We start from the raw sequence: 12,447 nt of genomic DNA on the forward strand, positions 1-12,447 counted from the left end.
ACGAAATTTTGATCATTAAAAGCTTTTCCGCCAGAAAAGTTCACGGCCACCATGACTTTAACTTTGAATTCTTCAAGGACGTAACTTTTCTAGTCGGAATCAACGGAACAGGGAAGACAAGTGCACTACGCCTAATGCAAGCAGCACTATCAATAGACCTATACACCCTTTTGTCACTGAAATTCTCCAGCTTAAAAATTGAAGTTGAAACTGAAAACTCTGAATACACACTAAACATTCTACGAAAATCTGACCAACTCCAGTTCTCCCTGAATGGAAGAGAGTTGATTTTCAATATATCGCCATTAATCGATGACGAAACCAAAACATTCAACCCTCAAATGGAAGAGCACCTTGAGGCACTACGATTCCAACTCATAAAATCAGGCAACGAGATATTTGGGCATTTCACTTCTGGAGTCAGGCCGCTATTCCTGGGACTTGAAAGACGAATGGGGAGATATGATTACGAACCTCACCCATTTGATACGGCGATAAGGCCAACAAATCGCGGAGTAATTCGGAACAAAAGAGAGACCCTAGACGGTTTAGAGAACTGTCAAAGATTAGTAGAAAGAGCCTACAAACAATATAGAAGAATTAGCGACGGAAGCATTGATCGCCTTCTGAACATAATAATCGAGTCAACTTTCGAATATATAGACTTTGACTTTGACTCTCTAAAACCAAACGATATAAACCCAAGAGAAGAATTAGAAGAATTTCAAATCCGCCGCCAAGAGATTGAGAATTTCGCAAAAAAACTTAGCGGATCAGAAAAAGTAACAGCTCAAGTCGAAAGATTTTTTCTCCAGCTATCAGAAGCACTAAATAAATATAAAGATAGAAATGAAGAGCACTTCAGTCTCGAATGGCTTATGAATCTAGCCCAAGTACAAAGAATACGAAAGATTCTTGCCGAAATTGACAGGCAAAAAAAGACAGCGGAAAAATTCTATGCCCCTATAAAAGAATTCGAAGACTCTATGAACCGCTTCTTAAAACATTCCAGAAAGGACCTGCATATTGACCCACTAGGTAAGATCAGAATTTCTCAGCTAGGTAACCCGATAGATATTTCATTGCTATCCTCAGGCGAAAAGCAGCTTTTAATCTTAATGACCCACGCACGTTTTGGATTCAACAAAAAAAGCACATTTATTGTCGATGAGCCTGAACTCTCATTACATATGAGATGGCAGGAAATGCTCATAGGCGCGCTTCTTGACGGCAATAAAAACAACCAGTTTATTTTTGCCACACACTCCCCGGAAATAGTTGGCTACCTTACCAATCACTGCATACAAGTCGGATAAGCGGGCAATAGACTATGCTAACAAGAAGCAGCGCAGCAAAGTATGCAACATCTGTTTTTTTTGAAGACCGCAATGACCTTGACATATTCATAGAGGATACCGCCCCTGGATACTCAAAAATATTTGCCAACCTCCTCTCGCGCGCGATGTCAAGCAACATCTCACTGGAGCGAGTTTATCCTTTAGGTTCAAGAAACGTAGTAATTGAGGCTGCCAAAAAGAGCATCTCGTCCCCTAGAAATAGGGACTCTGTATACATTATAGACGGAGACCTATATTTACTATGCGGCGAACAAGAAGAGCTGCCCCCTAACGTAATATCTCTACCTAGATATTGCATTGAAAACTTCCTAATTGAAGAGGAAGCCATAGCCTCCATAATGGATGAAGAAAACCACGACCTAGACATTCAAAGACTTAAAGATCTCTTCGACTATAGTTCCTGGCTCAACAACTCAAAGCCGGCCCTGCGGGAGCTATTCATAGTTTTCGCAATTGCCCACAAACTACAGTCGGGAATCGCCACAGTCAGCCGAAGCTATAAAGCCATCTGCTTGAACGAGAAAGGCGATATCGATAACGCAAAGGTAAAAAATATCTGCACAGACATATTAACAAATTTAAAACAACGATTCGGCGAGGACTCCGTAATTAAAACAGAGTCCGAGATACTAGCAGCAATAGATAACGATGACTGCTTCTTGAAAAGATACGTATCAGCCAAGGATTTTTCGTTACCACTTTTGACACTGCGAATGAAGAGTATCACAAAAAGCAAGGCACCAAATCTAAGTATAAAAATTAGGTTTTCACAGAGGTGCGACGTAAGCCCTGTAAAATCAATCGTCTATAGAATTAGCAAAATAATAGGGCGCCCTGAAATAATTCAACAAACGACCTAAAAGAGAATTTCCTTCAACCCTCGAAAAGCCCAGCCGCCAACGCGGGTTACGAATAAACCATATTTATTCGTAACCCGCACATACTATTAATATATATATTTACGCACAGATAAAAACATCAATAGCAACCCAATTAATACCCCCTACGGCACCCTCGCAAAATAATCACTTCCTAAGCTATATCTGCGCTAGTACTACTGGGCTAGCAGCTTTTCCATAAAAACATCCGCAGTGGTGCAATTCCACTCCGCAGCTATCCTCCGAAGTTTCCTACCCACCATCGCCATTGCCGTCCTACAAAGGCGCTCTGTAGCGTCTCCCACCGTCATGCCTCGGCATGGCCGGGAGTGGAATCCCGAACACGATAGGAAGCACCTACGCCATAAGCAGGGTCACCGATTGGAAACTCCGTTCGATAACCCTGGCTGTCTATGGCGGACCGTGCGAGGCGGGCTTTAGCCCACCGGCCCTATCGTCCGGTATTCCACACCTCGTACGGTCCGCCACCCTCAAGCACCAAGGATCAGGTGGCGGCTCCCCTGCAAGGAAGGAGTCTCATCATGTCCCACGACTATTTCGTTCCCAGCGTCTTCCACCGCCATCACCGCGCATTGCGCGCGCTGCTCATCGACGACCAGGCCTGGGTCGTCGCCGGCGACCTCGGCCCGCTCACCAACCGCCATATCGACGACAAGCTGACCCGCAAGCTGGACCCGGACCAGTGGCGCAACGAGCGCGTGGAGAACCACCAGGGCGCGGTGGAAACCCTGTTGCTGATCAGCGAGAGCGCCGTCTGCGAGCTACTCAAGGTCAACTTCTATCACCCCGAGCACCGTGGCTTGCGCCAGTGGATCACCGGCGAGGTGATCCCCGCGCTGCGCTCCCAGGCCACGCCGCACCTGCCCCGCCAGCGCCGGGTGACCTGGCAGGGCAGGGAGTTCAGCGTCATGGAGTGGCAGGGCCGCCAATGGGTGCGGGTGAAGGATGTGGCGGAGCTGTTCGAAGGCGGCGAACGGGCCACGCTGCAATAGAACGGATTCGGGGACGCATGGCGTCCCCGTTCCCTTGAGCAGTGTGTCTAGAAGCGCAGCAGCGGCAACGCAGTCAGTTTTTCACCAGCCGGCTAGCGCTTGGCGATGATGTACACCGCATGCACGATGCCGGGGATGTAGCCCAGCAGGGTGAGGAGGATGTTCAGCCAGAAGGCGCCGCCGAAACCCACCTGCAGGAACACGCCCAGCGGCGGCAGGATGATGGCGATGAGGATGCGGATCAGGTCCATGCAAAAGCTCCTTGTAGGGAAATTCGTCTACCTCCTGATCGACTGCCGGCGAGCGCAAAGGGTTCCTTGCCGATGTTTCGGCACCCCGCCCATAATCCGTCGCTCCCGCCCCTCCGGACCCGACCGCCCATGGCCATCTCCCGCGACGACCTCGACGAACACGGCCTGATCATCGGCGTCTCGCCCGAGCGTTTCCGCGCCGTGGCGATGCCCCTGCTGTTCGATCACCTCAACGCCCAGTGCGAGGGCACCATCGCGGTGAACCGCCAGGCGCGGATCGTCTGGATCAACGACAAGTACGCGCAGAAGATCGGCATCGCCGACCCGCGCAGCGTGCTCGGCAAGGAGGTGGAGGAGGTGCTGCCGGCCAGCCGCCTGCGCGAGGTGGTGGGCAACGGGCTGCCGAGCATGCTCGACCTGATGGCCTTCGGCGACGAGCACTTCGTGGTCACCCGCATCCCCCTGCGCGACGAGGACGGCACCCTGGTCGGCGCCCTCGGCTTCGTGCTGTTCGACCGCGCGCGCCACCTGCAGCCGGTCATGGCCAAGTACAACCAGTTGCAGGCCCAGCTGGCCGCCGCCCAGCACGAGCTGGCCCGCGCCCGCCGTGCGCGCTACACCATCGCCGGCTTCATCGGCACCAGCGCCGCCGCCAGCGAGGTGAAGCGCCAGGCCCGCCGCGCCGCCCAGCTGGACGCCACCGTGCTGCTGCGCGGCGAGACCGGCACCGGCAAGGAGTTGCTCGCCCAGGGCATCCACAACCTGTCGCTGCGCTCCAGCGGGCCCTTCGTGGCGGTGAACGTGGCGGCCATCCCGGAATCCCTGGTTGAAGCGGAGCTGTTCGGCACCGCGCCGGGCGCCTTCACCGGCGCCGACCGCCGCGCGCGGGCCGGCAAGTTCGAGCTGGCCGACGGCGGCACGCTGTTCCTCGACGAGATCGGTGATCTGCCCCTGCCGCTGCAGGCCAAGCTGCTGCGGGTGCTGCAGGAGCAGGAGGTGGAGCCGCTGGGCTCCAACCAGGTGAAGACCCTGAATGTGCGCGTGATCGCCGCCACCCATGTGGACCTGGAGGCCAAGGTGGCCGCCGGCGAATTCCGCGAAGACCTCTACTACCGCCTCAACGTCCTCGCCCTGCGCGTGCCGCCCCTGCGCGAGCGCCGGGAAGACCTGCCGGCGCTGGTGGACTACCTGCTCGACGACATCGCCACCCGCTCCGGCCAGCCGCCGCTGGAACTGCAGCAGGGCGCCCTCGACCTGCTCTGCGCCCAGCCCTGGCCGGGCAACGTGCGCGAGCTGCGCAACCTGCTGGAACGGGCGCAGCTGCTGGGCGACGGCAACCGCCCGCTGGAGGCGCATGACCTGCGCACCCTGCTGGTGGACCCGCAACCCGCCGCCCCCACCCCCGCGCCCGCAGCGGTCGCCGAGCCCGCCCCGCCCGCCGTGCGCCCCCTGGCGGACAGCCTCGCCGAGGCGGAACGCGCGGCCATCCTCACCGCCCTCGCCGCCTGCGACGGCAACCGCACCCAGGCCGCCGAACGCCTCGGCATCGCCCGCGCCAGCCTCTACAACAAGCTCCAGGCGCACGGGTTGTAGCCGGGCCTGCGGGCGCGTTTCCCCGGGCTACGGACCGGAACGCCGGGGGATGGAGACGTGGCATCCACCCCACGGAACGCCCATGCCGGCGTAGGGTGGATCGCGCTTCATCGATCCACGCGGTGCAGGCTCGATCGCGGGCAGGGCGCGCATTTACCTGCGGCCAAGGTGTTTGGGGGGCGTGCGCGTTGGTGGATGGAAAAGCGCCATCCACCCTACAAAACTGCGGGTCGGCACGTCGGGGGATGGAGAAGTGGCATCCACCCCACGGAACGCCCAGGCAGGCGTTGGGTGGATCGCGCTTCATCGATCCACGCGGTGCGGGGTTGATCGCTGGGCAGGGCGTGCATTTACCTGCGGCTACGGTGTTTGAGGCGAGCGCGTTGGTGGATGGAAAGAGCGCCATCCACCCTACAGCCCGGGGCATCGCGATCGGGTTGGGGGATGTCCATATTTTTGGACATCTCTGGCAATAGGCGTCCAATAAACAGGACACTGTCCACTTTTATGGACACTTGAATCGTTCCGCTCGCCTTCCCGCCAATGGCTCAAACCCAGTACCAGCGCCTTCCCCGGGGCTTTTCAGCCCACTTGGCACAGCTTTCGCTCTATACCGGCAAAGGGCCGACCCAGGCCCGGCCGCTGCGGCGGTTCAAAACAACAACAAGAAGGAAATCCCATGGGTACCCTCGGAATCCTGCTGTCCCTCGCACTGCTGATGTTCCTGGCCTACCGCGGCTACAACGTGCTGATCCTGGCGCCGCTGATGGCGCTGCTGGCGGTGCTGTTCGCCGGTGATGCGGCGTTGATGCTGCCCACCTACACCCAGGTGTTCATGAAGTCCCTGGGCGGCTACCTGATCCAGTTCTTCCCGCTGTTCCTGCTCGGCGCCATCTTCGGCAAGTTGATGGACGACTCCGGCTCGGCCCGCGCCATCGCCCAGGGCATCGTCACCCGGCTGGGTCGCGAGCGGGCCATCCTCGCCATCGTGCTGGCCTGCGGGTTGCTGACCTACGGCGGCGTGTCGCTGTTCGTGGTGGCCTTCGCCGTGTACCCCATCGGCACCGCGCTGTTCCGCGAGGCGGGCATTCCCAAGCGTCTGCTGCCCGGCGCCATCGCCCTGGGCGCCTTCACCTTCACCATGACCGCCCTGCCCGGCACCCCGGCGATCCAGAACGCCATCCCCAGCCCCTTCTTCGGCACCGACGCCTTCGCCGCGCCCATCCTCGGGCTGATCGGCGGGCTGATCATGCTCGGCCTCGGCAGCTGGTGGCTCGCCGCCCAGGCCCGCACGCTGATGGCCGCCGGCGAAGGCTACGGCAGCCACAAGGACGCCCCCACCGAGCAGGGCGGCCTGCCGGTGACCGGCTTCTGGCTGGCGCTGCTGCCGATCCTGCTGGTGATCGCGCTGAACTTCCTGATGGCCAAGCAGGTGCTGCCCAACCTCGACACCAGCTACCTGGCCAAGCCCGAATTCGGCGGCCTGCAGGACGCCAAGTCGGTGATCGGCATCTGGTCGATCATCGTCGCCCTCGGCGCGGCGGTGCTGCTGCTCATCGGCCTGCACTGGCGGCGCTGGGCGGACCTGAAGCAGAGCCTCAACGACGGCACCTTCGGCTCCATGCTGCCGATCCTCAACACCGCCTCCGAGGTGGGCTACGGCACGGTGATCGCCTCCCTCGCCGGCTTCGTGGTGATCCGCGACCTGGTGCTGAGCGTGCCGGGCAACCCGCTAGTGTCCGAGGCGGTGGCGGTGAACATCCTCGCCGGCATCACCGGCTCGGCCTCGGGCGGCATGTCCATCGCCCTCAAGACCCTCGGCGCGCAGTACCTGGAGATGGCCAACGCCGCCGGCATCAGCCCCGAGCTGCTGCACCGGGTCGCCGCCATGGCCTCCGGCTGCATGGACACCCTGCCCCACAACGGCGCGGTGATCTCGCTGCTGGCCATCTGCAAGCTGACCCACCGCGATTCCTACAAATTCATCTTCATGAACACGGTGATCTTCCCCCTCGCCGCCCTGGTGGTGGTGATCACCCTTGGCAGCCTGTTCGGCAGCTTCTGATGAGTAGCCCGTGGGAGCGAATTCATTCGCGATGCGGCCCGCAGGGGCGCCCCGGGTCCGCTGCGCGGCCCTTCGCGGCTGAAGCCGCTCCCACGGGAGAACCCGGCAGCCCCCCTTTCCACGCTCGAGGTACGACATGAGCAAAGTGATGAGCGCCGCCGAGGCGGTGGCGCGTATCCCCGACAACGCCCACCTGGCCACCGGCGGCTTCGTCGGCATCGGTTTCGCCGAGGCCATCGCCATTGCCCTGGAGCAGCGCTTCCAGGCCAAGCAGGCGCCGCGCGACCTGACGCTGGTCTACGCCGCCGGCCAGGGCGACGGCAAGGGCCGGGGCCTCAACCACCTGGCCCACGAAGGGCTGGTGCGCCGCGTCATCGGCGGCCACTGGGGCCTGGTGCCCGGGTTGCAGAAGCTGGCGGTGGAGAACCGCATCGAGGCCTACAACCTGCCCCAGGGGGTGATCTCCCAGCTGTTCCGCGACATCGCCGCCGGCAAGCCGGGGCAGCTGTCGCGGGTGGGCCTGGGCACCTTCGTCGACCCCGAGCACGGCGGCGGCAAGCTCAACGCCCGCACCACCGAGGAGCTGGTGCGCCGCATGCCCCTCGACGGCGAGGACTACCTCTTCTACAAGACCTTCCCCATCCACGTCGGGGTGGTGCGCGCCACCAGCGCCGACGAGGACGGCAACCTGACCATGGAGCGCGAGGCGCTGACCATCGAGAGCCTGGCCATCGCCATGGCCGCGCGCAATTCCGGCGGTCTGGTGATCGCCCAGGTGGAACGGGTGGTCGCCCGTGGCTCGCTCAACCCGCGCCAGGTGAAGATCCCCGGCATCCTCGTCGACTGCGTGGTGGTGGCCGCGCCGGAGCACCACCAGCAGACCTTCGCCACCGCCTACAACCCGGCCTTCGCCGCCGAGGTGCGGGTGCCCGAAGGCAGCCTGCCGCCGATGCCGCTGGACCTGCGCAAGCTCATCGCCCGCCGCGCCGCGCTGGAACTCAAGCCCGGCGCGGTGGTGAACCTGGGCATCGGCATGCCCGAGGGCGTGGCGGCGGTGGCGGCGGAAGAAGGGGTGATCGACCTGCTCACCCTCACCGCCGAGCCCGGCGTGATCGGCGGCGTGCCGGCCTCGGGCCTGGACTTCGGCGCGGCCTGCAACCACAGCGCGCTGATCGACCAGCCCTACCAGTTCGACTTCTACGACGGCGGCGGCCTGGACCTCGCCTTCCTCGGCCTGGCCCAGGCGGATGCGGCGGGCAACCTCAACGTGTCGAAGTTCGGCACGCGCCTGGCCGGTGCCGGGGGCTTCATCAACATCAGCCAGAACGCCAAGGCGGTGGTCTTCGTCGGCACCTTCAGCGCCGGCCCGCAGGACATCCGCATCGAGAACGGCGCCCTGCGCATCGTGCAGGACGGCGAGCTGCGCAAGTTCGTCCGCGAGGTGGAGCACCGCACCTTCGCCGGCCGCCTCGCCGCCGAAGCCGGCAAGCCGGTGCTCTACGTGACCGAGCGCTGCGTGTTCCGCCTCACCACCGAGGGCCTGGAGCTGATCGAGGTCGCGCCGGGGGTGGACATCGAGCGCGACATCCTTGCCCGCATGGACTTCCGCCCCATCGTCAACCAACCCCGGCTGATGGATGCGCGGCTGTTCGGCGAGGCGCGCATGGGCCTGCGCGCCATGATCGACGGTTGTGCGTGAAACCACGGGCCCACCCTTGGGCCCGTGGCTTTTTTCAGGTGCATCCCGTAGCCCACCCTGTGGGAGCGGCTTCAGCCGCGATGCTCGTGCTTCACCTCGTTCGCGAATGAATTCGCTCCCACAGACCGGCGTTTCGCCAGTCGGGGCGTAGGGTGGATGGCGCTTTTTCCATCCACCAATGGCGTTCGTCGCGAGCCCACATGGTGGACCGATGAAGCGTGGTCCACCCTACGCCCTGGCAAGGATCACCTTTGCCAGGATGAGAAATCAGAAGCCCTATCTGAGCTCGCGTCGCTACGGCAAATTGACATGGAATCTCCCACAGAGCCGCGTCTACCGCTCCCCCAACTTATGCCGCGCGGCATACAGGCAGATCATCTCCATCGCCAGGGTGGCGCCGGCCAGGGCGGTGACTTCGGCGTTGTCGTAGGGCGGTGCCACTTCCACCACGTCCATGCCCACCAGGTTGATGCCGCGCAGGCCGCGGAGGATTTCCAGTGCCTGGTGGCTGGAGAGACCGCCGCACACGGGGGTGCCGGTGCCGGGGGCGAAGGCCGGGTCGAGGCAGTCGATGTCGAAGGTCAGGTACACCGGGTTGTCCCCCACCCGCGCGCGGATGCGCTCGGCGATCTGCTCCGGCGTGTGGCGGTGCACCTCGCGGGCGTCCAGCACCTGGAAGCCCATCACGTCGTCGTTGGTGGTGCGCAGGCCGATCTGCACCGAGCGCGCCGGGTCCACCAGGCCCTCGCGGGCGGCGTGGAAGAACATCGTCCCGTGGTCGATGCGCTGGCCCTCTTCGTCCGGCCAGGTGTCGCTGTGGGCATCGAAGTGGATCAGCGACAGCGGCCCGTGCTTGGCCGCGTGGGCCTTGAGCAGCGGGTAGCTGATGAAGTGATCGCCGCCCAGGGTGAGCATCGCCGCGCCGGCCTCGAGGATGTGCGCGGCGTGGGCCTGGATCGCCTCCGGCGTGTGCTGCGGCGTGCCGTGGTCGAAGGCGCAGTCGCCGTAGTCGATCACCGCCAGGTGGTCGAAGGGGTCGAACTCCCAGGGAAAATGCCGCGCCCAGGCCATCTGCACCGAGGCGGCGCGGATGGCGCGGGGCCCGAAGCGGCTGCCGGGGCGGTTGGTGGTGGCGGTGTCGAAGGGCACCCCGCTCACCACCAGGTCGACGCCAGCGAGGTCGCGGCTGTAGCGCCGGCGCATGAAGCTGGTGATGCCGGCGTAGGTGGCCTCGGCGGCCGTGCCCAGCAGGCTCGGCCGGGTGATGGCCTGGTCGTTGTCGAAGGCGTGTTCCATGTCATCGGGCTCCGTCGGGGGTGGGGTGTGCGTCTGCGCGGGTTCAATACTGGGTGCGGAAGCGCGTCCAGATGCGGGTGCGCTCGCGCTGCTCCTTGAGGGTCAGCGCCTGCTCGCCGAACAGGCGGTCACGCACGGCCTGGTCCGGGTAGATGTCCGGGTCGTTGGCCACCGCCGGGTCCAGCAAGGGCGTGGCGGCCTGGTTGGCGTTGGCGAAGAACTGGCTGTTGGTCAGCTCGGCGATGGCCTCGGGGCGCAGCATCCAGTCGATGAAGGCATGGGCCGCCTGGGGGTGCGGCGCGTCGGCGGGGATGGCCAGGGTGTCGAACCAGATCAGCGTGCCCTCGCGAGGGATGCGGTAGACCACCTCGAAGGGCATCTTCGCCTCGCGGGCCTGCTCGGCGGCGATGGCGGCGTCGCCGTTGTAGGTCAGCGCCAGGCAGATCTCGCCCTTGGCCAGGTCGTTGATGTGCTTGCCGGCGCCGACGTAGCGCAGGTTCGGCTGCAACGCGGTGAGCAGCTCATGGACCGCCGCGAGGTCGGCCTTGGCGGTGCTGTACGGGTCCTTGCCGAGGTAGTGCAGGGCCACGCTGATGACCTCCTGGGGCGAGTCGATCACGGCGATGCCGCAGTCCTTCAGGCGGCTGGCGTACTCGGGCTTGAACAGCAGGTCGAGGCTGTTCAGCGGCGCATCGGGGATGCGTTTCTGCACCGCGTCGCGGTTCAACCCCAGGCCGATGGTGCCCCAGGTGTAGGGCACGCCGAAGCGGTTGCCGGGGTCGACGCTGGCGAGCTTGGCCAGCAGCTGCGGGTCGAGGTTGGCGTAGTGGTGCAGTTGCTCGCGCTGCACCGGCTGCACCGCATTGGCCTTGATAGCCCGCGCCAGGCCGCTGCTGGCGGGGAACACCACGTCATAACCGCTGCCGCCGGTCATCAGCTTGGCGTCGAGGGCCTCGGCGCTGTCGAAGATGTCGTACTTCACCCGGATGCCGGTCTCGGCCTTGAAGCGCTCCAGCGCCTGGGGCGGGATGTAGGCGGACCAGCTGTAGAGGTTCAGCTCCCGGTCCTGCCCATGGGCGGGCAGGACACAGGCGGCGAGCAGGGCGAACAACAGGGAAAGGCGCATGGCGAAAGCTCCCGGAGCGGTGATGGGGCGATCCTGCGCCGGGCTTTGCTTCGGATAAATATGAAGTGTTCTACTTTGGCATCGCTCGCCATCGATGTTTGGAGATTCCCATGCTCGCCCAACTCCAGGACCTGGACCTGCAACTGCTCAGGCTGTTCGTCACCGTGGTCGAAAGCGGCGGCTTCAGCGCCGCCCAGGGCGCGCTGGGGGTGGGCCAGTCCACCATCAGCACGCAGATGGCCAAGCTGGAGACGCGCCTGGGCTTCCGCCTGTGCGAGCGCGGCAAGGCCGGCTTCCGCCTGACCCCCAAGGGCGAGCAGGTGCTGGCGGCCACGCGGCGGCTGTTCGGCGCCATCGAGACCTTCAAGGGCGAGGCGCGGGGCATGGCCGACATGCTCCTGGGCGAGCTGCGCATCGGCCTCTCCGAGTCCCTCGACGATGCCGTGATGCAACGCCTGGCCGATGCCATCCGGCGCTTCCGCTCGCGCCGCCAGGCGGTGCGCATCGAGCTGCTCAGCGCCATGCCCGCCGAACTGGAGCGGCGCCTGCTGCAGGACCAGCTGCACCTGGCCATCGGCTACTTCTCCGGCAACCAGCAGGCGCTGGCGCACCGGCCGCTGTTCGTCGAGGAGCAGCTGCTGTTCTGCGGCGCCGGGCACCCGCTGTTCGACCGCACGCGCGTGACCGAGAGCGACCTGCGCCAATGCGACCGGGTGCTCCACCCCTACCGCTTCATCGGCGAGGCCGAGCCCTTCCAGTCCGCCGCCAGCAGCGCGGTGACCGAGCAGGTGGAAGGCACCCTGGCGCTGATCCTCTCCGGCGCCCACATCGGCTACCTCCCCCGCCACATCGCCGCGCCCTGGGAGGCACGCGGGCTACTCCGCGCCCTGCTCCCCGAGCGCCTGGGCTTCGACGTGGAATTCCGCCTCACCCACCACCGCGGCCGCGAACCCAGCGAAGCGCAGCAGGCGTTCGTCGAAGATCTGGTGGCCGCCTTCGGCGCCTTGTAGGGGCGAATTCATTCGCCAAGCAGTGCGCAGCGCTGCCCGACTCGGTGCCCCCGGGAACACCGCTGGTGGATGGAAAAAGCGCCATCCACCCTACGCCCCGGTCAGCTCACTGGCGGGGTGGCGTAGGGTGGACCACGCTTCACCGGTCCACCGTTTCG

The 12,447-nt window shown here is 63.2% G+C and carries 10 protein-coding genes; 7 read left to right on the forward strand and 3 right to left on the reverse strand.

Features of this window, described 5'->3' with window-relative positions:
- Positions 1 to 8 precede the first annotated feature (8 nt).
- The 3 genes from WFQ67_RS26650 to WFQ67_RS26660 all read left to right on the forward strand — a co-directional run bounded on the left by WFQ67_RS26650 (position 9) and on the right by WFQ67_RS26660 (position 3,249).
- On the forward strand, positions 9 to 1,316 hold the full coding sequence (locus WFQ67_RS26650; RefSeq protein ID WP_337058659.1) for an AAA family ATPase: 1,308 nt from the start codon (positions 9 to 11) through the stop codon (positions 1,314 to 1,316).
- A 14-nt stretch (positions 1,317 to 1,330) separates the two neighbouring features.
- Positions 1,331 to 2,218, forward strand: a complete 888-nt coding sequence (locus tag WFQ67_RS26655) for a DUF4435 domain-containing protein (protein WP_337058660.1) — start codon at positions 1,331 to 1,333, stop codon at positions 2,216 to 2,218.
- Positions 2,219 to 2,778: 560 nt separating this feature from the next.
- On the forward strand, positions 2,779 to 3,249 hold the full coding sequence (locus tag WFQ67_RS26660) for a BRO-N domain-containing protein (RefSeq protein ID WP_173177614.1): 471 nt from the start codon (positions 2,779 to 2,781) through the stop codon (positions 3,247 to 3,249).
- A gap of 92 nt (positions 3,250 to 3,341) precedes the next feature.
- On the opposite strand, the gene WFQ67_RS26665 is transcribed toward WFQ67_RS26660, so the two are convergent.
- Positions 3,342 to 3,500 (reverse strand): YqaE/Pmp3 family membrane protein, encoded by a 159-nt coding sequence (locus WFQ67_RS26665; RefSeq protein ID WP_009615518.1) that lies wholly within the window; start codon positions 3,498 to 3,500, stop codon positions 3,342 to 3,344.
- 129 nt (positions 3,501 to 3,629) lie between these two features.
- Between WFQ67_RS26665 and WFQ67_RS26670 the strand changes: the two genes are divergently transcribed.
- The 3 genes from WFQ67_RS26670 to WFQ67_RS26680 all read left to right on the forward strand — a co-directional run bounded on the left by WFQ67_RS26670 (position 3,630) and on the right by WFQ67_RS26680 (position 8,857).
- Positions 3,630 to 5,093, forward strand: coding sequence for a sigma-54 interaction domain-containing protein (locus WFQ67_RS26670; protein WP_337058661.1), 1,464 nt, complete (start codon positions 3,630 to 3,632; stop codon positions 5,091 to 5,093).
- Positions 5,094 to 5,772: 679 nt separating this feature from the next.
- A complete protein-coding gene (locus tag WFQ67_RS26675) occupies positions 5,773 to 7,158 on the forward strand; it encodes a GntP family permease (RefSeq protein ID WP_337058662.1) in 1,386 nt (461 codons plus the stop codon).
- Between the two features lie 136 nt (positions 7,159 to 7,294).
- Entirely contained in the window at positions 7,295 to 8,857 is a 1,563-nt protein-coding gene (locus WFQ67_RS26680; protein ID WP_337058663.1) for an acyl CoA:acetate/3-ketoacid CoA transferase, read from the forward strand.
- A gap of 333 nt (positions 8,858 to 9,190) precedes the next feature.
- Here WFQ67_RS26680 and speB read toward each other — a convergent pair whose 3' ends face one another.
- On the reverse strand, positions 9,191 to 10,153 hold the full coding sequence (gene speB / locus WFQ67_RS26685; RefSeq protein ID WP_182851601.1) for an agmatinase: 963 nt from the start codon (positions 10,151 to 10,153) through the stop codon (positions 9,191 to 9,193).
- Between the two features lie 43 nt (positions 10,154 to 10,196).
- A complete protein-coding gene (locus WFQ67_RS26690) occupies positions 10,197 to 11,279 on the reverse strand; it encodes a polyamine ABC transporter substrate-binding protein (RefSeq protein WP_182851600.1) in 1,083 nt (360 codons plus the stop codon).
- A 110-nt stretch (positions 11,280 to 11,389) separates the two neighbouring features.
- On the opposite strand from WFQ67_RS26690, the gene WFQ67_RS26695 reads away from it, so the two are divergent.
- Positions 11,390 to 12,289 (forward strand): LysR family transcriptional regulator, encoded by a 900-nt coding sequence (locus tag WFQ67_RS26695; protein WP_263152366.1) that lies wholly within the window; start codon positions 11,390 to 11,392, stop codon positions 12,287 to 12,289.
- The last annotated feature ends 158 nt before the right edge of the window (positions 12,290 to 12,447 follow it).

The organism is Pseudomonas sp. USHLN015, from assembly GCF_037153275.1.
GTDB classification, from domain to species: domain Bacteria; phylum Pseudomonadota; class Gammaproteobacteria; order Pseudomonadales; family Pseudomonadaceae; genus Metapseudomonas; species Metapseudomonas tohonis.

Bases quoted from the DNA above. Each gene is read 5' to 3' on its own strand.
- WFQ67_RS26655 (WP_337058660.1), top strand. From the start codon at position 1,331: ATGCTAACAAGAAGCAGCGCAGCAAAGTATGCAACATCTGTTTTTTTT.
- WFQ67_RS26660 (WP_173177614.1), top strand. From the start codon at position 2,779: ATGTCCCACGACTATTTCGTTCCCAGCGTCTTCCACCGCCATCACCGC.
- WFQ67_RS26665 (WP_009615518.1), bottom strand. From the start codon at position 3,500: ATGGACCTGATCCGCATCCTCATCGCCATCATCCTGCCGCCGCTGGGC.
- WFQ67_RS26670 (WP_337058661.1), top strand. From the start codon at position 3,630: ATGGCCATCTCCCGCGACGACCTCGACGAACACGGCCTGATCATCGGC.
- WFQ67_RS26675 (WP_337058662.1), top strand. From the start codon at position 5,773: ATGGGTACCCTCGGAATCCTGCTGTCCCTCGCACTGCTGATGTTCCTG.
- WFQ67_RS26680 (WP_337058663.1), top strand. From the start codon at position 7,295: ATGAGCAAAGTGATGAGCGCCGCCGAGGCGGTGGCGCGTATCCCCGAC.
- speB (WP_182851601.1), bottom strand. From the start codon at position 10,153: ATGGAACACGCCTTCGACAACGACCAGGCCATCACCCGGCCGAGCCTG.
- WFQ67_RS26690 (WP_182851600.1), bottom strand. From the start codon at position 11,279: ATGCGCCTTTCCCTGTTGTTCGCCCTGCTCGCCGCCTGTGTCCTGCCC.
- WFQ67_RS26695 (WP_263152366.1), top strand. From the start codon at position 11,390: ATGCTCGCCCAACTCCAGGACCTGGACCTGCAACTGCTCAGGCTGTTC.